This window comes from Streptomyces sp. NPDC050121 (assembly GCF_044460385.1).
Lineage (GTDB): Bacteria > Actinomycetota > Actinomycetes > Streptomycetales > Streptomycetaceae > Streptomyces > Streptomyces soliscabiei.
On record NZ_JBITJV010000004.1, the window covers coordinates 54,513 to 72,304 of the forward strand.

General features: G+C 68.8%; 17 protein-coding genes and 1 pseudogene. 11 read left to right on the plus strand and 7 right to left on the minus strand.

The genetic code is table 11. The features are described 5' to 3' along the window. Positions 1-5 precede the first annotated feature (5 nt). Complete coding sequence (locus ACIBTS_RS07430; protein WP_399317295.1) at positions 6-1,598, minus strand: CATRA conflict system CASPASE/TPR repeat-associated protein; 1,593 nt, start codon at positions 1,596-1,598, stop codon at positions 6-8. Further along, a complete protein-coding gene (locus tag ACIBTS_RS07435) occupies positions 1,570-2,262 on the minus strand; it encodes a CATRA system-associated protein (RefSeq protein WP_399317296.1) in 693 nt (230 codons plus the stop codon). Before ACIBTS_RS07435 ends, ACIBTS_RS07430 begins: the two co-directional genes overlap by 29 nt. Before the next feature lie 128 nt (positions 2,263-2,390). Here ACIBTS_RS07435 and ACIBTS_RS07440 point away from each other — a divergent pair, with 128 nt between their 5' ends. After that, a complete protein-coding gene (locus ACIBTS_RS07440) occupies positions 2,391-2,819 on the plus strand; it encodes a hypothetical protein (protein ID WP_399317297.1) in 429 nt (142 codons plus the stop codon). Between the two features lie 15 nt (positions 2,820-2,834). On the opposite strand, the gene ACIBTS_RS07445 is transcribed toward ACIBTS_RS07440, so the two are convergent. Both ACIBTS_RS07445 and ACIBTS_RS07450 read right to left on the minus strand, forming a co-directional pair. Beyond that, positions 2,835-4,418, minus strand: coding sequence for an amino acid permease (locus ACIBTS_RS07445; protein WP_399317299.1), 1,584 nt, complete (start codon positions 4,416-4,418; stop codon positions 2,835-2,837). A 162-nt stretch (positions 4,419-4,580) separates the two neighbouring features. Continuing rightward, complete coding sequence (locus tag ACIBTS_RS07450) at positions 4,581-5,180, minus strand: hypothetical protein (RefSeq protein WP_399317301.1); 600 nt, start codon at positions 5,178-5,180, stop codon at positions 4,581-4,583. A gap of 123 nt (positions 5,181-5,303) precedes the next feature. On the opposite strand from ACIBTS_RS07450, the gene ACIBTS_RS07455 reads away from it, so the two are divergent. The 9 genes and pseudogenes from ACIBTS_RS07455 to ACIBTS_RS07495 all read left to right on the plus strand — a co-directional run. Next, positions 5,304-5,510, plus strand: coding sequence for a hypothetical protein (locus tag ACIBTS_RS07455; RefSeq protein WP_399317303.1), 207 nt, complete (start codon positions 5,304-5,306; stop codon positions 5,508-5,510). Further along, the gene (gene kdpF, locus ACIBTS_RS07460) at positions 5,507-5,596 is read left to right on the plus strand and encodes a K(+)-transporting ATPase subunit F (RefSeq protein ID WP_037770757.1); all 90 of its coding nucleotides are present in this window, start codon (positions 5,507-5,509) and stop codon (positions 5,594-5,596) included. The genes ACIBTS_RS07455 and kdpF overlap by 4 nt, the downstream gene beginning before the upstream one ends. A gap of 7 nt (positions 5,597-5,603) precedes the next feature. Continuing rightward, positions 5,604-7,265 (plus strand): potassium-transporting ATPase subunit KdpA, encoded by a 1,662-nt coding sequence (gene kdpA, locus ACIBTS_RS07465; protein ID WP_399317305.1) that lies wholly within the window; start codon positions 5,604-5,606, stop codon positions 7,263-7,265. Beyond that, a complete protein-coding gene (gene kdpB, locus ACIBTS_RS07470; RefSeq protein ID WP_399317307.1) occupies positions 7,265-9,412 on the plus strand; it encodes a potassium-transporting ATPase subunit KdpB in 2,148 nt (715 codons plus the stop codon). Before kdpA ends, kdpB begins: the two co-directional genes overlap by 1 nt. Before the next feature lie 5 nt (positions 9,413-9,417). Beyond that, a complete protein-coding gene (kdpC, locus tag ACIBTS_RS07475) occupies positions 9,418-10,029 on the plus strand; it encodes a potassium-transporting ATPase subunit KdpC (protein ID WP_399317308.1) in 612 nt (203 codons plus the stop codon). Positions 10,030-10,150: 121 nt separating this feature from the next. Further along, positions 10,151-10,834 (plus strand): response regulator, encoded by a 684-nt coding sequence (locus ACIBTS_RS07480; protein WP_399317310.1) that lies wholly within the window; start codon positions 10,151-10,153, stop codon positions 10,832-10,834. Between the two features lie 45 nt (positions 10,835-10,879). Next, complete coding sequence (locus tag ACIBTS_RS07485; RefSeq protein WP_399317312.1) at positions 10,880-13,432, plus strand: ATP-binding protein; 2,553 nt, start codon at positions 10,880-10,882, stop codon at positions 13,430-13,432. Positions 13,433-13,602: 170 nt separating this feature from the next. Beyond that, a complete protein-coding gene (locus tag ACIBTS_RS07490) occupies positions 13,603-14,859 on the plus strand; it encodes a cation:proton antiporter (RefSeq protein ID WP_399317314.1) in 1,257 nt (418 codons plus the stop codon). Next, positions 14,856-15,293, plus strand: a pseudogene (locus tag ACIBTS_RS07495) (SLC13 family permease); the annotation flags it as partial. The gene ACIBTS_RS07490 and the pseudogene ACIBTS_RS07495, both read left to right, overlap by 4 nt. A gap of 493 nt (positions 15,294-15,786) precedes the next feature. Here ACIBTS_RS07495 and ACIBTS_RS07500 read toward each other — a convergent pair. Beyond that, positions 15,787-15,981: a hypothetical protein gene (locus ACIBTS_RS07500; RefSeq protein WP_399317315.1), complete on the minus strand. Its 195-nt coding sequence runs from the start codon at positions 15,979-15,981 to the stop codon at positions 15,787-15,789. Between the two features lie 196 nt (positions 15,982-16,177). Between ACIBTS_RS07500 and ACIBTS_RS07505 the strand changes: the two genes are divergently transcribed. Then, positions 16,178-16,618, plus strand: coding sequence for a transposase family protein (locus ACIBTS_RS07505; RefSeq protein WP_399317317.1), 441 nt, complete (start codon positions 16,178-16,180; stop codon positions 16,616-16,618). Positions 16,619-16,709: 91 nt separating this feature from the next. Here the strand turns inward: ACIBTS_RS07505 and ACIBTS_RS07510 are convergent, their stop codons facing one another. Next, a complete protein-coding gene (locus ACIBTS_RS07510) occupies positions 16,710-16,988 on the minus strand; it encodes a hypothetical protein (RefSeq protein WP_399317319.1) in 279 nt (92 codons plus the stop codon). After that, positions 16,985-17,761 (minus strand): PspA/IM30 family protein, encoded by a 777-nt coding sequence (locus ACIBTS_RS07515; RefSeq protein WP_399317321.1) that lies wholly within the window; start codon positions 17,759-17,761, stop codon positions 16,985-16,987. Before ACIBTS_RS07515 ends, ACIBTS_RS07510 begins: the two co-directional genes overlap by 4 nt. Between the last annotated feature and the right edge of the window lie 31 nt (positions 17,762-17,792).

Genomic DNA, 17,792 nt, shown 5'->3' on the forward strand with positions numbered 1-17,792 from the left:
ACCGGTCAACTCCGGTCACCTGTGTGCAGGCGGCGGTGCATGACGAAGCATCCACAGCCGAATGCAGGCACTGCCACAGCCAGCGTCAGCGCGACGGGTGAGGCCCTGCCGGTGACTGCGTACATGAGCACGGTGACGGCCAGCCAGCCTGTGGCGGCGCCGACCAGGCCGGCCAACACAGCGCCGACTCGCCCCCGTCCGCGGCCCTGTCCAGCAGTCTGCGACGGGGCAACGAGCCACAGCACCATGCTGCCCAACAGGAGGGCGGCCGCGCCGAGCAGTGCGATGAGGGCGGGAATCGCGGGACGGGGTAGCAGGGGAATCCGGTATTCGAAGGTCTGCGCGGCGGCCAGGACCATCAGCACGGCGCCAAGAAGAGCCGTCTGCATCAGATTCGTCTCGCTCTGCCGCCGCTGGAGGGCGTCGGCCCGTTCCTGGACGATCTCCCGGCGCCGCTGCACGGCATGCTCCGCCTCGGCCGCCACAGCCGCCAGCGCATCTCGTGCGCGTTCCCGGTCCGCTTCCAGGTAGACCAGTTCGTCGGTCAGGTGCTGGATGAACCGGCCGGCCAGAGCGATATCCTCCGCGAACACGCCGGGAGCATCGGCGGACACACCGGCATCGTCACTCAGGACGCGCATGTTGGCCTCGGTGATCTGTGCGGTGGCGCGCAGCTCCCTCAAGCGGGTGATCCGCTGGGTGAGCCCGGCGGAGCCGGCGGTCAGCGCCAGCAGCCGGTTGCGCCACAGAGCCAATTCGTCGCCGCGTGCGTCCGGCTGTGCCTCGTCGACCGTCGGGGACCTGTCCAGAACCGCCAGCGCGGCGTCCACGATCGCCCCCACGTCGGAGCCCGGATCTCTGTCGTGGGCCGCGCGCACCCTGATCTCATAGCGAAGCTTGGCCGCGTTGGCGAGATACCGGACGAACGACGGTGGTGCGCTGCCCCCCTGGCTCCAGAGCCAGCGCTCGACTTCCTGCGGCTCGCTCCCACGGTCGACGGCAACAGCGACGAACCGGCGTAGCTGCCGGGTCTCGGAGGTGTCGCCCGTCTCCCACACGGTGACCGGCGGGCGGATCACGTCGACGCCGGGCCCCAGACGCGGCAGCGGATCGACAGAAGACAGCCCGGCCCGGATCGACTCCTCCATCAGCTGGGTGTTCACCGGGAACCCGTCATCCGCGCTACGGTAGGCGACCAGAAGCCGTGCCTCGCCGAGGACCCACTCTCCCGTCGTACCGACGACTTGCGCCCATCGCCGGTCCCATTCCGCCCACGACGCCTCGGCAGCCGCAGCGGGCGAGAGTGCCACCGACAGGCACAACAGGTCTTGGTGTCGTCGCAGGATCGCCTGTGACAAACCGTCGCGGCTGCGCCGCGCCCCCAGTCCTCCGGTCGCGGGCAGACCCGCCAGCTCTTCGGGGAGCACGTCGGGCAGTCCGGTCGCCACTGCGGGAAGCGTCATATCAAGATCCGTCCCGAACGCCTCCCACGCCTCGCGCAGCCGCTGGTACGACGCAGCAGCACGCCGTCCGGTCGTGGCGGTGAACAAATGGACGACCAGGGACTGGTCAGTGAGGGTCGTCACCGGTCGGCTCACCCTCCACCCGATCGTCGCCCCCGGCTTCGCTGCGCAACGCGTGTACCAGCCGGTTGGCTCGTTCCAGCACGTCGTGCGGTGCGGGCTCGCCCTCCTCACCGAGCGGTGTTCGGATCCGGGCGGGCGTCGCGAGCTCCAGCTGTCCCGTCGCGGCGTTCAAAACGTCCGCGTTCCCCGACACAACCGCGCTCTCCATCCGGTCAAGGGCACGCCTCACACGTTCCCACCCGGTCGCCGTCAGCACCAGACCGGTGATCCCGGCCACCGCCTCCGCGGCTTCGCCGCGGTCCTCAGCACTGCTCGCCCCGACAGCACCCTGTTCCGGCAATTCCATACGTACAGATGGTAGTTGAGCGGGAGGCGAGCGCTGCCCGCTTCCCTTTTCTGATGATCGTCCGCTCCGACCGGTGCCCATGCGGGGCGCCTTCCAGCGGAAGGGGACCCCAAGGGCACTTGGGTGCAGGGTGAGTCCGAAGCCGGGACCGGAGGTCGCCATCGTTTCGAGCGGATCCGATTTGCCGCGCGGACAGCGATCTGCCCGATCCATCCGATTCACGTCAAACACATCCACGCCCTGAGCCAGCAGATAGCGCGACAGGGACGCGCCGAAGGAGCCGGTCCCCTCCACCCCGGCCCGCCCACGGTTCCCAACTTCCTGGCCCATTTCAGCAGATCGCGGTATCCCGCCGCAGTGGCCGGGAACTCGTCGGTGGCAAGCACTGCCCCATCACGGAGAGCACCGCAGCCACATGCGCATCCCGGTGCGTGTCCACTCCCAAAACCACCTCACCCGTGGAGCGTCGCACCTGGGCGGCCTACCGCGTCGACCACCACGATCTGCGTTTTACCGGCGAGTATCGCCGGGAGCTGGACAACATCACCTTTGCCGGGGAGCGTGCGGCGGCCGAGAAGACCATCAAGGCGTACGCCGTCTACCAGCGCGACGACCGCCGGTTCCGCGCGCTGGTGGCGCAGGGCAAGCAGCGCGAGGCGGTCGCCTTCTGCATCAGCTGGGAACCCGGCATGTCCAACGCGCACTTCGGCTCGTATATGGCCGCCCTGGATCAGCTGATCGCCGTCGACCGCGGCCACTTCGCCGCCTCGGCGAGCGAGGGCCGGTCCGCCGTGACCGGGCTGCTGCCGTGGACGTGCGGGGCGCTGCTGGAGGTGGGCGTGTTCACGCTGCTCGGGTTGCGGCCGCGGCTGGCCGAGTTCGCCTGAGCGGACCGGGGCTGGTCATGAGCGCGGGGATCCGGTGGGTTGCTCCTGGCTCTCGGCCACGGTCGGGGGTTCGCCGCGGCGGACGGAACCGGGGGCGCGGGCGGCCGGACGGTCGGCGTGGGCGGACGAGGTCAGCTGCCAGGGGACGCTGGTGACCATCACGCCGGGGGTGAAGAGCAGGCGGCTCTTGAGCCAGAGGGCGGACTGGTTGTGCAGGAGGTTCTCCCACCAGTGGCCGACGACGTACTCGGGGATGAAGACGGCGACGACATCGCGGGGGCTTTCGCGGCGGATGGAGCGGACGTACTCCACCACGGGCTTGGTCACTTCCCGGTAGGGCGAGTCGAGGATCTTCAGCGGGACCTCGATGCCGTACTCCTCCCAGCGTGTGCGCAGCGCCGCCGCCTCGTCACGGTCGACGGAGACGGTCAGCGCTTCGAGCTGGTCGGGCCGGAAGGCTCGCGCGTAGGACAGGGCCCGCAGGGTCGGCTTGTGGATGGTGGAGACGAGCACGATGCCGAACACCCGGCTGGGCGGGACGAGTTGATCACGCGGGTCGGTGACGGCGAGCTCGGCGGCGGTGGCGTCGTAGTGGCGGCGGATGCCGCGCATCATCACCCACAGCACGGTCGCGGCGACCACCGCCAGCCAGGCGCCCTGGGTGAACTTGGTGGCCAGCACGATCAGCAGGACAAGGCCGGTGACGACGGCGCCGGTGCCGTTGATGACGCGGGCGATCTTGTGGCTGCGGCGTGCGGCCGGGTCGGTCTCGGTGCGCAGTTCGCGGTTCCAGTGCCGGACCATGCCGGTCTGGGAGAGCGTGAAGGAGGTGAACACGCCCAGGATGTAGAGGTGGATGAGCTGGGTGACGTTGGCCTTGAAGCCCCACAGCAGCAGGCCGGCGACGATCGCGAGGGCGAGGATGCCGTTGGAGAAGGCGAGCCGGTCGCCGCGGTTGTGCAGCTGGCGGGGCAGGTAGCGGTGCTGGGCGAGGATCGAGGCGAGCAGCGGGAAGCCGTTGAAGGCGGTGTTCGCGGCCAGGATGAGGATGAGGGCGGTGGCGGCCTGGATGAAGTAGAAGCCGATGCTGTGCTCGCCGCCGAAGACGGCGGCCGCGATCTGGGCGATGACGGTGCGCTGGGTGTAGCTCTCACAGCTGCCGTCCAGACCGGTCAGCCGGCAGGAGTCGTCGGTGACGCGCACCTTGGAGATCAGCGCCAGCGTGGTGACACCGATGAACATGGTGATGGAGATGGCGCCCATCACGGCCATCGTGGTCGCCGCGTTCTTCGGCTTGGGCTTGCGGAAGGCCGGTACGCCGTTGGAAATGGCCTCCACGCCGGTCAGCGCGGTGCAGCCCTGGGAGAACGCGCGCAGCACCAGCATCACCAGCGCCAGACCGGCCAAGTGTGCGTCCCCGGGCTCGGCCGCGATGCCGTACTTGGCGGACTCGGCCACCGGCGCGTCCCCGACCAGGTACCGGAGGACGAGCAGGATCTCCTGGGTCGCGTACGCCACCGACGACAGCGGGTCGGAGGCGAAGATCGGCAGGGCGAGCCGCTTGGGCAGCAGCGTCTCGTGCAGCTCCTCGCTGCGCATGGCCCGGCCGATCACCAGGCGTTTCAGGATCCCGTCACGTTGAACACGTGCGCGAGGGTAAGCCGGGGCGGGCGACCGCTGGGAAGGGCAACGGGGCATCCGGGCGTCAAGGAGCCGTTAGGATTTCACCGAATGCGTACAAACGGCGTAAAGAGGCCCGCATCAGTGGGCCGGTGGATCGTCGGATTCCGCTGCCAGGCCGGAGACCTTGAAGACCGTCCACGCCGTCTCGCGGTCGATGCGCGTCGCCAGTGTGCTGAGGGCCGCCGGGCGCTGGGCGGTGTGCCCTCGGGTGGCCCACACTCGGGCATCCGCATCGAGCCGGTGCCACAGGGCCGGGTTGGCGACCAGGATCTGGGGATCGAACTCGACGCGTCCGCCGAGGGCGTCCCGCAGCACCAGGCGCTGACCGGCATGTCCGGTGGTGCGGGCGGAAATGAGGCGGTCCGTTCGTACCCGGCGTGTGCCCAAGAGGGTTCGCACGGACAGCCAGCCCTCGCCCGCGGTGACGCGGGGCGGCATCAGCACGAAGAACAAGAGCAGGGCGAGCCCGCTCCACAGCACGGCGCGCAACGCGGTGAACGTATTGGCCGCGGCGTCCACCAGTAGCAGGAGCCCGAGGAACGCACTGGCACACCTGACGGCGCTGCGCATCTCCGCGGCCCAGTGGCGGTCGCGGATCTGCGTCCCGGGCGGCGGCATGTGCCGACCGGCCGCGCCGATGGCACCGTCGGTTTCGTCCCCGTCGACAGGGCGGTCCATAGCGCCGACGGTAAACCGGCGCAGGCCCCCTCCCGCGTTCATTGACGCCACGCTAACGCGTCGCTGATGCGGCCTTGACGGCTCGTCCGAGGTGCACGGCTGCGTCCCCGACACGGCGCGCGTATGGGGTGCGTCAAGGGTGTGCGGGCCGCCGTATGGGATCCGTTAAGGGCAGTCGAATCCGTCCAGAAAACCAGCTTCCCTCTAGAGGTCCGTTCTTATCCGAACCTCATCCAGGAGCTTGCGATGGCCGATGTGGCCTTCGTCGTCGCCACGATCGCGGTGTTCGCGTTGGTGGCTCTCGTCGCCAAGGGGGTGGCGAAGCTGTGACCGTCGAGAACGTCGTCGGCTTGGTCGTGGCCGTCGCCCTGCTGGGCTATCTCGTCCTCGCGCTGATCTTCCCGGAGAGGTTCTGAGCACGAGATGAGTCCCGTCCTTGCCGACGTGCTCCTGGTGGCCGCGCTGATCGGCGCGCTCGCGTTGGTGCACCGTCCGTTCGGCGACTACATGGCCGCCGTCTACTCCTCCAAGAAGCACCTGCGCGTCGAGCGGTGGATCTACCGTTCGGTGGGCGCCAACCCGGATGCGGAGATGCGCTGGCCCGCCTATCTGCGCGGGGTGCTGGCCTTTTCCGCGGTGAGCGTGCTCTTCCTGTACCTGCTGCAGCGGGTACAGGACAAGCTGCCGCTGTCGCTCGGCTTCAAGGCGATCACCCCGGACCAGGCGTTCAACACGGCCGCGTCCTTCGTGTCGAACACGAACTGGCAGTCGTATTCGGGTGAGGTGGCCATGAGCCACGTCACCCAGACGATGGGCTTGGCCGTGCAGAACTTCGTCTCCGCGGCCGTCGGCATGGCGGTGGCCGTGGCCCTGGTGCGCGGCTTCGCCCGCTCCCGCACCGGAGACCTGGGCAACTTCTGGGCGGACCTGGTGCGTGGCACCGTCCGCATTCTGATCCCGATCTCCGTGGTGGCGGCGGTGATCCTGATCGCCGCGGGTGCCATCCAGAACTTCGGTGACATCCACACCATCACCACGCTGACCGGTGACAAGCAGGCCATCAGCCCCGGCGCCGTGGCCTCCCAGGAGGCGATCAAGGACTTCGGCACGAACGGCGGCGGCTTCTTCAACGCCAACAGCTCGCACCCGTTCGAAAACCCCAACGGCTTCACCAACCTGTTGGAGATCTTCCTTTTCCTGGTGATCCCGTTCTCGCTGCCGCGGACCTTCGGGAAGATGGTCGGCTCGGTGAAGCAGGGCTACGCCATCGTCGCCGCGATGGGCCTCATCTGGTTCGCCGGCGTGGTCGCCGTGACCTGGCTCGAGTACACCCACCCGGGCACAGCCTCACAGCTCGCCGGCGGCGCGATGGAAGGCAAGGAGCAACGCTTCGGCGAAGGCCCGTCATCCCTCTTCGCGGTGTCCACCACAATGACCTCGACCGGGTCGGTCAACTCCTTCCACGACTCCTTCAGCGGACTGTCCGGGGGTGTGCTGCTGCTGGGCATGATGCTCGGCGAGATCGCGCCCGGCGGTGTCGGCTCCGGCCTCTACGGCATGCTGGTCATGGCGATCATCGCCGTGTTCATCGCCGGGCTTATGGTCGGCCGCACGCCCGAGTACCTGGGCAAGAAGATCGGCACCCGCGAGATCAAGCTGGCGGCGTGCTACATCCTCGTCACTCCAGCCCTGGTGCTGATCGGGACCGCGCTGGCGATGGCCCTGGACAAGGGCCAGTCGTCCATGACGAACATCGGCGCGCACGGCTTCTCCGAGGTCCTGTACGCCTACACCTCGGCCAGCAACAACAACGGCTCGGCCTTCGCCGGATTCGCGGCCAACACCGAGTACCACAACACGATGCTGGGCCTGTGCATGCTGCTCGGTCGGTTCCTGCCGATAGTGTTCGTCCTCGCGCTGGCCGGTTCGCTCGCTGAGCAGAAGCCCATCCCGGCGACCGCCGGCACGCTGCGCACCGAGAAGCCGCTGTTCACGGGCCTGCTGGTGGGCGCGATCCTGATCATCACGGGCCTGACGTTCTTCCCGGCCCTCGCGCTGGGCCCGCTGGCGGAGGGGCTGGCGTGATGACGACCAACACGAAGAAGACCGACGTAGAGAAACAGGACGCCATGTCCGTTGGCACTCCGACACTCGCGCCCCACCAGGACGCACCGACCGGACACAAGCCCGAAGGGCGGGTCGGTGGCGGCATGTTCGACCCGAAGCAGCTGGTCAAGTCGCTGCCGGACGCCTTCCGCAAGCTCGACCCGCGGGTGATGATCAAGTCGCCCGTGATGTTCGTGGTGTGGATCGGCTCCGTCCTGACCACCGTGTTCTCCTTCAAGGACCCGGGCGACTGGTTCGGCTGGACGATCAGCGCTTGGCTGTGGCTCACCGTGGTCTTCGCCAACCTGGCAGAAGCGGTGGCCGAGGGACGAGGCAAGGCCCAGGCCGACACCCTGCGCAAGGCCAAGACCGACACGGTCGCCCGCCGGCTGACGAAGGACGGCAAGACCGAGGAACGAGTCCCCGGCACCGAGCTGAAGATCGGCGACCTGGTGGTGTGCGAGGCGGGCGACATCATCCCCGGCGACGGCGATGTCATCGAGGGCGTCGCGTCCGTGGACGAGTCAGCCATCACCGGTGAGTCCGCCCCGGTCATCCGCGAGTCCGGCGGCGACCGGTCCGCGGTCACCGGCGGCACGAAGGTGCTGTCCGACCGCATCGTCATCAAGATCACGACGAAGCCGGGCGAGACGTTCATCGACCGCATGATCAACCTGGTGGAGGGCGCGGCGCGGCAGAAGACGCCGAACGAGATCGCACTGAACATCCTGCTCGCCTCGCTGACCATCGTCTTCCTGCTCGCCGTGGCGACCCTGCCGCCGTTCGCCGACTACGCGGGCTCGAAGCTCGGCATGGTCGTGCTGGTCGCCCTCCTGGTCTGCCTGATCCCGACCACGATCGGCGCCCTGCTCTCCGCGATCGGCATCGCCGGCATGGACCGGCTGGTACAGCGCAACGTCCTGGCGATGTCGGGCCGGGCGGTCGAGGCCGCCGGTGACGTCTCCACACTGCTGCTCGACAAGACCGGCACCATCACCCTCGGCAACCGCCAGGCGTCGGAGTTCGTGCCGGTGCGCGGCACCACCGAGGCCGAGGTCGCCGACGCCGCGCAGCTGTCGTCCCTGGCCGACGAGACCCCGGAGGGCCGTTCCGTCGTCGTCCTCGCCAAGGAGAAGTACGGGCTGCGCGAGCGGCACCAGGGCGAGCTGGCGCACGCGCAGTGGATCGAGTTCACCGCGCAGACCCGCATGTCGGGCATCGACGTCGACGGCCGCAAGGTCCGCAAGGGGGCCACGGCTTCGGTCATCGCCTGGGTCCAGGAGCGCGGCGGTGAAATCGCCGAGGACGCCCGCCAGATCGCGGGCCGCATCTCCGAGGCCGGCGGTACCCCGCTGCTCGTCGCCGTCGAGGACGGCCGGGGCGCCCGGATCCTGGGGGTCATCCACCTCAAGGACGTCGTCAAGGACGGTATGCGGGAGCGGTTCGAGGAGCTGCGCCGCATGGGCATCAAGACGGTCATGATCACGGGTGACAACCCGCTGACCGCGAAGGCGATCGCCGAGGAGGCGGGCGTCGACGACTTCCTCGCGGAGGCCACGCCCGAGGACAAGATGGCGCTGATCAAGCGGGAGCAGGCCGGCGGCAAACTCGTCGCGATGACCGGCGACGGCACCAACGACGCGCCCGCGCTGGCACAGGCGGATGTCGGTGTGGCGATGAACACCGGTACGTCGGCCGCCAAGGAGGCCGGCAACATGGTCGACCTCGACTCCAACCCGACCAAGCTCATCGAGATCGTCGAGATCGGCAAGCAACTCCTCATCACGCGCGGCGCGTTGACCACGTTCTCCATCGCCAACGACGTCGCGAAGTACTTCGCGATCATCCCGGCACTGTTCGCGGCCGTCTACCCGGGCCTGAACAAGCTCAACATCATGGGGCTCAACTCGCCGGATTCCGCGATCCTTTCGGCCGTCATCTTCAACGCATTGATCATCATCGCGCTCGTGCCGCTGTCCCTGAAGGGCGTGCAGTACCGGCCGGTCAGCGCCGACAAGATGCTGCGGCGCAACCTCACGATCTACGGCATCGGCGGGCTGATCGCCCCCTTCGCCGGCATCAAGATCATCGACCTGCTCATCTCTCTGATCCCCGGAATCGGGTGAAGGACATGAACACCTCATTCGTGAACTCCGTGCGCATGGCGTGGGCGGCGCTGCGCATGCTATTGGTCCTCACCGTGGTGACCGGGATCGTCTACCCGCTGGCCGTGACCGGCATCGGCCAACTCGCCTTCCACGACCAGGCGAACGGGTCGATGGTGAAGGTGGACGGCAAGGAGGTCGGCTCGAAGCTGATCGGCCAGAGCTGGAACCTGCCCGGCACCGACAAGCCGGACCCCAAGTGGTTCCAGCCACGGCCGTCCAACAGCGGCTACGACCCGCTGGCCACCGGCTCCAGCCAGCTCAGCGCCAGTAACCCGAAGCTGGTGAAGATGGTCGAGGCCGCAAAGAAGCAGGTCGCCGCCTTCAACGGCGTACCCGAGTCCGAGGTGCCCGAGGACGCGGTCACCGGCTCCGCCTCCGCCATCGACCCGGACGTCTCCCCGGCCTTCGCCAAGATCCAAGTCAACCGCGTGGCCACGGCGAACGGTCTGACCGCGACCCAGGTCGAGAAGCTGGTCAAGGACCACACCCAGGGCCGCACGGCCGGCTTCCTGGACCAGCCGCGCGTCAACGTCCTCGAACTCAACATCGCGCTGAAGGAACTGGCCGAGCACTGATGGCCTGACGCCGCAGGACAACAAGCTGAGAGCCGGCGGGCGGCGGATCGTTGCCCGCCGGTTCCCGGCACCGCTGCGAACGCACTGCCCCGTCCACCGATGACAGGAAGGCCGCACACCGATGACCCGGGTGCTGGTGGTGGAAGACGATCCACAACTCGTACGAGCCCTCGTGATCAACATGCAGGCCCGGCAGTACGGCGTGGACGCCGCGCCCGACGGCACCACGGCCCTGCGCCTCGCCGCCGCCCGCCAGCCCGATGTGATCGTCCTCGACCTGGGGCTGCCCGACATGGACGGCGTCGACGTCATCAAGGCGCTGCGGGGCTGGAGCAGGACGCCCATCCTGGTCCTCTCCGCCCGGACGGCGTCAGAAGACAAGGTCGCCGCCCTCGACGCGGGCGCCGACGACTACATCACCAAACCCTTCACCATGAACGAGCTGCTGGCCCGGCTGCGCGCCGCGGTCCGCCGCACGCAGAGCATCCCCCTTGCCCCCGAGACAAGCCTGATCCAGACGGACGACTTCACCATCGACCTGCTAACCAAGAAGGCCACCCGCGGTGGCCACGACATCCGGCTCACTCCCACGGAGTGGCATCTGCTGGAGATCCTGGTCACCAACCCCGGCCGCCTCATCACACAAAAGCAGCTGCTCCAGGAAGTCTGGGGCGCATCGTCCCGCGACAAGACGAACTACCTTCGGGTGTACATGGCCCAGCTGCGGCGCAAACTCGAAGCGGACCCGGCGCACCCGCGCTACCTGATCACCGAACCCGGCATGGGCTACCGCTTCGAGTCCTGACGGGTCACCCACGCACCGCCGGCAACGAAAAGCAGAGACGAGACCATGGCACGCGGCAAGCTTCGGATCTACCTCGGCGCGGCACCCGGCGTTGGAAAGACCTACGCCATGCTGTCCGAGGCCCACCGCCGGATCGAGCGCGGCACCGACTGCGTAGTGGCCTTCGTCGAGCACCACCACCGGCCGCGTACCGAGGTGATGCTCCACGGGCTGGAGCAGATCGAGCGCCGCGAGATCGAATACCGCGACAGCGTCTTCACCGAGATGGACGTGGACGCGGTCCTCGCCCGCCGCCCGCAAGTGACCCTCGTGGACGAGCTGGCGCACACGAACATCCCCGGCTCCCGCAACGCCAAGCGCTGGCAGGACGTCGAGGAACTGCTCGCGGCAGGGATCGACGTGGTCTCGACGGTCAACATCCAGCACCTGGAGTCCCTCGGAGACGTCGTCGAGTCGATCACCGGCATACGGCAGCAGGAGACCCTGCCGGACGAGGTGGTGCGACGGGCGGACCAGATAGAGCTGGTCGACATGTCGCCACAGGCGCTGCGCCGCCGGATGGCGCACGGCAACATCTACAAGCCCGACAAGGTCGACGCCGCCCTGTCCAACTACTTCCGGCCCGGCAACCTCACCGCGCTGCGCGAACTCGCCCTGCTGTGGGTGGCAGACCGCGTCGATGAGTACTTGCAGCAGTACCGGGGCGAGCATCGGGTGTCGAAGATCTGGGGCTCGCGGGAGCGGATCGTGGTGGGCCTGACCGGCGGGCCCGAGGGCCGCACACTGATCCGGCGCGCTGCACGGCTCGCGGAAAAGGGCGCAGGCGGCGAGGTCCTGGCCGTCTACATCGCCCGCAGCGACGGGCTGACCTCCGCCTCCCCGAAGGAACTGGCCGTCCAGCGCACCCTGGTGGAGGACCTGGGCGGCACCTTCCACCATGTCGTCGGCGACGACATCCCCGTGGCGCTGCTGGACTTCGCGCGCGGAGTGAACGCCACCCAGATCGTGCTGGGCGTCTCGCGCCGCAAGAGCTGGCAGTACATCTTCGGACCCGGCGTGGGCGCGACCGTCGCCCGGGACTCTGGCCCCGACCTCGACGTCCACCTGATCACCCACGACGAGGCGGGCAAAGGGCGCGGCCTGCCGGTGATCCGGGCCGCGCGGCTCGGCCGGGCGCGGATCATCTGGGGCTGGCTCCTGGGCGTGGTCGGCCCAGCGCTGCTGACGCTCCTGCTGACCCACATCGACGCGGACCTCGGCCTCGCCAACAACGTGCTGCTGTTCCTGTCACTGACGGTGACCGCGGCCCTGCTCGGCGGACTGCTGCCCGCGCTGGCCTCCGCCACCGTCGGCTCGGCGGTCCTCAACTGGTTCTTCACCCCGCCCGTCCACACCTGGACGATCGCCGACCCCAAGAACATTGTCGCCATCGCCGTGTTCTTCGCGGTGGCCGTCTCCGTCGCCTCGGTGGTGGACCTCGCAGCCAGACGCACCCAGCAGGCGGCCCGGCTGCGCGCCGAGTCGGAGATCCTCTCCTTCCTCGCCGGCAACGTACTGCGCGGCGAGACCACTTTGGAGGCGCTGCTGGAGCGGGTACGCGAGACGTTCGGCATGGAGTCCGCGGCCCTGCTGGAACGGGAGAGCGACGTCGCCCCCTGGACCTGCGCCGGCCGGGCCGGCAGCGACCGGCCGGTGGAGCGGCCGGAAGACGCGGACGTGGACATGCCGGTCAGCGACCATATGACACTGGCCCTCACCGGCCGGGTGCTGCCCGCCGAGGACCGCCGGGTGCTGGCCGCCTTCGCCGCCCAGTCCGCTGTGGTCCTTGACCGCCAGCGCCTGCAGCAAGAGGCCGACAAGGCCAAGGAACTGGCCGAGGGCAACCGCATCCGCACCGCCCTGCTGGCCGCCGTCAGCCACGACCTGCGCACCCCGCTCGCCGGCATCAAGGCATCAGTGTCCTCACTCCGTTCGGACGACGTGGAATGGTCCGAGCAGGACCAGGCCGAACTCCTCGAGGCGATCGAGGACGGCGCCGACCGCCTCGACCACCTCGTGGGCAACCTGCTCGACATGTCCCGCCTCCAGACCGGCACGCTCACCCCGCTCATTCGCGAGGTCGACCTCGACGAGGTGGTCCCCATGGCGCTCGTCGGCATCCCCGACCCCGACTCGGCCGTCGTCCTGGACATCCCCGAGACCCTGCCGATGGTCGCCGTCGACAAGGGACTGCTGGAGCGCTCCGTCGCCAACGTCGTCGAAAACGCGGTCAAATACAGCCCCGACGGCGAGCCCGTGACCGTGTCGGCCAGCGCCCTCGCCGACCGAGTGGAGGTCCGGGTCGTCGACCGCGGCCCCGGAGTCCCGGACGAGGCCAAGGACCGCATCTTCGAGCCCTTCCAGCGCTACGGCGACGCCCCGCGCGGCGCCGGAGTCGGCCTCGGCCTCGCGGTCGCCCGCGGCTTCGCCGACGCGATAGGCGGCACGCTCACCGCCGAGGACACCCCCGGCGGCGGCCTCACCATGGTGCTCACCCTCCCGGCGGCCCCCCACCACCCCACCGCCCCCACCCACCTGTCGGCGACAACAACGCCATAGCCGCAGGAACCGCCTTCACTGCCGGATCCCGGCAACCTGACCGCCCCGATGGTGCGTGTAAGCATCCTGTCAAAGACGCATCAACAGCAGGTAGGGTTCCCCTTGGTGTGCCGGGAAGCCTGGTCGGCGAAAAGAGGTGTGATCTCTCTTCCGATCGAGGGCGTTTTCCGGTGGTACTCGTTGCTGTCTTCGGGGTGGCACTGCTGGTCGCAGTGCTGCTGTCCGGGCTCGCCGCCCGGACCGTCCTGTCCACCTCCCTGCTCTTCCTCGCAGGCGGAGCACTGGTCAGTGACGGCTTCCTCGGACTGATCCACATCACGCCGGACAGCGAAATCGTGTCGGTCACCGCCGATCTGGCGCTGTTCGCCGTGCTGTTCACCGACGGGCAGCACGTGTCCTTCGCCAAGCTGCGCGCGAACTGGCGCAACCCGGCCCGCGCCCTGGGCCTGGGCATGCCGCTTGCGTTCGTGTTCATGGCACTGGCCACGCACTACCTGGTCGGTCTGGACTGGACGACCTCGTTCCTGGTGGGGGCGGTGCTGGCGCCCACCGACCCGGTGTTCGCCTCGGCGATCGTGGGTCGCAAGGAGGTCCCCGCCAAGCTGCGTGAACTGCTCAATGTCGAGAGCGGCATCAACGACGGCCTCGCACTGCCCGTCGTACTCCTCCTGATCGCCACAGCCGGCCCCACCGCCGCCGGGCACGCGGACGAGGCGTCGATCGGGCGCATCGCGCTGGAGCTGGCCATGGGCCTGGCCTTCGGCGTGCTGCTGCCGCTCTTCGGCAACGGACTTGTACGGTTCCGGCTGCTGGGCGCCGAGCCGAAGCTGCAGCCCCTGCTGCCGCTGGCGACCGGGATCATCCTCTACGGCATGTGCCACCTGACCCACGCCAACCCCTACCTCGCGGCGTTCTCCGCCGGGGCCGTGCTCGCCGCCCTCTCACCGGAGGCGAAGGAGGCGTTCGAGCCGCTGGGCGAGGCACTGGCGGAGCTGGCGAAGTTCGCCGCGCTGCTGGTGTTCGGGGCGCTGCTGACCCCGCGGTTGTTCGCGGACCTGCCGTGGCAGGGCTACGTGGCGGTCGTCCTGGCGATCGTGCTGATCCGCCCGGCATCGCTGCTCATCTCCCTGGCCGGTACGCGGTTCGATCGGCGCGAGAAGCTCACCGCGGCCTGGTTCGGGCCGAAGGGCTTCGCCTCGGTCGTTTACGGGCTGCTGGTACTGCAATCCGGCATCCCGCAGGCCGAGGAGGCATACACGCTGATCGCGGTGTGCATCGCCTTCTCGATCGTGGCCCACTCCAGCACCGATGTACCGATCGCCCGCATGTTCGACGTCGAGGACCTTGTCGGCATCCCTGACGACGAAGACGACCAGAACAACCGCGACAACCGCGACACCGGACTGGAGAGAAAGACAGCCGTATGAGTGATTGGCACAGCTGGGCGGCCGTGGCCGTGTTCGTCGGCGCGTACGCACTGATCATCAGCGAGCGCGTCCACCGCACGGCCGCGGCCCTCGGCGGCGCCGGGTTCATGCTCGCGATCAGCGCCACCGACGACAAGGCGGCGTTCTACTCCGAGCACACCGGCATCGACTGGAACGTCATCTTCCTGCTGCTGGGGATGATGGCGATCGTCGGCGTACTGCGGCAGACCGGCCTGTTCGAATACCTGGCGATCTGGTCGGTCAAACGGGCCCGCGGCAAACCCTTCCGCGTGATGGCGATGCTGATACTGATCACCGCCGTGGCGTCCGCGCTGCTCGACAACGTCACCACCGTACTGCTGATCGCCCCCGTCACCCTGCTGGTCTGCGAACGCCTCGGCCTGGCCTCCGCACCGTTCGCCGCCGAGCGAGTGCCCGACCACCAGGGCCTGCCCCCCCCAACCGCCTGCTCCAGTGCTCGGCGAGCCACTGCCCGTACCACGCCGACCGCCCCCGATGCGGCCGGCCCTCCTCGCTCAGACCGGGCTGCCCGGGCACGTCGAGCACCGCTGTCGGCCACGCAGGTCGCATGCCCAGTCGCTCGGGCAGCCGGCCGTAGGTACGCCCCCAGTGGCCGAGTTCACCAGCTGTGTCTTCGCCTCGGGCCGCGCCGCCGTTGGCAAGCCACCAGCTTCGGATGGTCGCGACCTTGTCGTCGAACCGGCGGTCGCGGGACAGGAAACCGGAGCTGGGCATTCGTAGCGGGGTGCGGCGTCCATCCGTCTCGTAGAGGACTACCCGCCGTCCGCCGGTGAACGGCTCGACCGCGACCTCGGCCACGTTGGTCCACGGGATGGTCCAGCGGCGCAGGTTGTGGACGACGACCGCCTCAGGGGTCAGGGTTACCCCGACGTAGCGGCTCAGCACTCACAGTTCGAGCGTGACGAAGAACGGCAGCACCATGGCCAGGACCCGCGAGTCGAACGGCAGGCCGGGCAGCCCGGGCCGCTGGTGCGCCCCCAGCAAGGGGTTCGACAGCTGCATCAGCACGGCGGCGCTGAGGGTCAGGCCCAGTGGCAGGGACTGCCGCCACGAAGCCCGATAGCGGACCCGGCCGAGCATTCCCGACGATTCCGCTCCGTCATTGCGGGGTCAGGTCGCACTGGAGCCACCGGCCGAGGGTGGCCGTGAAGCCCCTGGTAGGACGCTTCTCACTACAAGGTCGTCTGCCGAACCAGAGGCTCACGTTGATCACTTATGCTGCCACGCTCGACGTCCCGCGCCACATCATCGCGCTGGTTTTCGTGAGCGCGGCTGCGTGCACTGCCTGGCCCGCGACGCCGGTGTCTCCCAGGCCACCGGCTACCGCTACCGCTACCGCTACCGCTACCGCTACCTGCACGAAGGTAGCGATGTCCTCGCCGACCAGGCACCTGGCCTGCACGAGATACTGAAAGTGTGTCAGGAGTCGGGCATGACGCACGTGATCCTGGACGGCACCTTGATCGAGTGTGACCGGGTCGCCGGAGTCCGCGAGAACGGCAACGACCTGTGGTTCAGTCGGAAGCACAAGGCATTCGGCGGGAACGTGCAGTTCCTGGCCGCTCCGGACGGCACGCCGCTGCGGGTCTCCGGGGTCGAGCCCGGATCGACGCCCGACATCACCGCCGCCCGCATCCACGTCCTGCCCGCCCTGTACAGGGCTGCGGCTGAGGGCCTGCCCACTCGGCCAGTGGTCGTGCGGTTGCATTCACGTTGAGCAGGGGCCGGTTTCGTCAGAGGTGGAGTGAGGGCAGCGCCGTTCAGGACGCGGTGGCGCCGTAGCCGAGCCGGGCCGGGCGTGCGCCCGGTCACCCCGGGATGAGGCCCTCGTCGGAGAGCAGCTCCCGCACCCGTGTGAGGCCGGTGTCCGCATCCGGCAGTACGAGATCGGACGGCGTGATCGTCTCGTCCGGCAGCGGTGTGCCCAGGCTGCGCACCGCGTCCAGCAGGGCCGACAGGGCGGTGGCGAACGCCGTCTCGTCGCCCGCGTCGGCGGCCGACTGCAAGGTGGCGTCCAGCTCGTTGAGCCGGGGGAGGTGTTCATCGGTGATCTCGTACTGGCCCTCACCGAGAATCCGCATGATCATGATGTCGCCTCCTGGTCGGGCGGGCCCGGCTCGGCGCTCCTGCCCTCTACGGCCGGCGGGGTTGCGGGCGCCGACAGCTGGGCCTTCATCCGGGCCAGTTCCTTGTCCACGTCCTGGTCCGCGGTGACGCGCTCGAGTTCGGCCTGGATGTCGTCGCGGCCGGCGGGGAGGGTTGCGTCCTCCAGGGCGCCGGAGGCGAGCAGTTCGTCCAGTGCTCCGGCTCGGGCCTGCAGCTGTTCGGTTTTGTCCTCGGCACGCTGCATGGCAAGGCCGACGTCGCCCAGCTCCTCGCCGATGCCGGTGACGGCCTCGGTGATGCTGGTCTGGGCCTCGGCCGCGGTGTAGCGGGCCTTGATGGCTTCCTTGCTGGTGCGGAAGGTTTCCACCTTCGTCTGCAGGCGCTGTGCGGCGAGGGTGAGTTTCTCCTCCTCGGCCTGCAGCGAAGCGTGCTGGGTCTGCAGGTCCGTGACCTGGGAGGCCACGGCGGTGCGACGGCTCAGGGCTTCGCGGGCGAGGTCCTCCCGTCCGGCGGCGAGTGCCTTCTGGGCCTGTCCTTCCAGCTTGCCGCCGGACTGCTGCAGCTGGTTGATCTGCACCTCGACGCGTTTGCGGCTGGTGGCCACGTCCGCCACACCGCGTCGAACCTTCTGCAGCATCTCCTGCTGCTGGGCATAGGAGTAGTCCAGTACCTCGCGCGGGTCTTCAGCCCGGTCCAGGGCTTTGTTCGCCTTGGTCCGGAACAGGGTGGCCATGCGGTGGGCGATGCTGGTCATAGCGGCCTCCCTCCTCTCGATCGGTGAGGAA

What these genes read in the sequence shown, in the direction of transcription:
- kdpC (WP_399317308.1), top strand. Translation starts at nt 9,418, where the DNA reads ATGAACACCTCATTCGTGAACTCCGTGCGCATGGCGTGGGCGGCGCTG.
- kdpB (WP_399317307.1), top strand. Translation starts at nt 7,265, where the DNA reads ATGACGACCAACACGAAGAAGACCGACGTAGAGAAACAGGACGCCATG.
- ACIBTS_RS07445 (WP_399317299.1), bottom strand. Translation starts at nt 4,418, where the DNA reads ATGCGCAGCGAGGAGCTGCACGAGACGCTGCTGCCCAAGCGGCTCGCC.
- ACIBTS_RS07480 (WP_399317310.1), top strand. Translation starts at nt 10,151, where the DNA reads ATGACCCGGGTGCTGGTGGTGGAAGACGATCCACAACTCGTACGAGCC.
- ACIBTS_RS07485 (WP_399317312.1), top strand. Translation starts at nt 10,880, where the DNA reads ATGGCACGCGGCAAGCTTCGGATCTACCTCGGCGCGGCACCCGGCGTT.
- kdpA (WP_399317305.1), top strand. Translation starts at nt 5,604, where the DNA reads ATGAGTCCCGTCCTTGCCGACGTGCTCCTGGTGGCCGCGCTGATCGGC.
- ACIBTS_RS07435 (WP_399317296.1), bottom strand. Translation starts at nt 2,262, where the DNA reads ATGGGCCAGGAAGTTGGGAACCGTGGGCGGGCCGGGGTGGAGGGGACC.
- ACIBTS_RS07455 (WP_399317303.1), top strand. Translation starts at nt 5,304, where the DNA reads ATGGGGTGCGTCAAGGGTGTGCGGGCCGCCGTATGGGATCCGTTAAGG.
- ACIBTS_RS07500 (WP_399317315.1), bottom strand. Translation starts at nt 15,981, where the DNA reads ATGCTCGGCCGGGTCCGCTATCGGGCTTCGTGGCGGCAGTCCCTGCCA.
- ACIBTS_RS07510 (WP_399317319.1), bottom strand. Translation starts at nt 16,988, where the DNA reads ATGATCATGCGGATTCTCGGTGAGGGCCAGTACGAGATCACCGATGAA.
- ACIBTS_RS07450 (WP_399317301.1), bottom strand. Translation starts at nt 5,180, where the DNA reads ATGGACCGCCCTGTCGACGGGGACGAAACCGACGGTGCCATCGGCGCG.
- ACIBTS_RS07515 (WP_399317321.1), bottom strand. Translation starts at nt 17,761, where the DNA reads ATGACCAGCATCGCCCACCGCATGGCCACCCTGTTCCGGACCAAGGCG.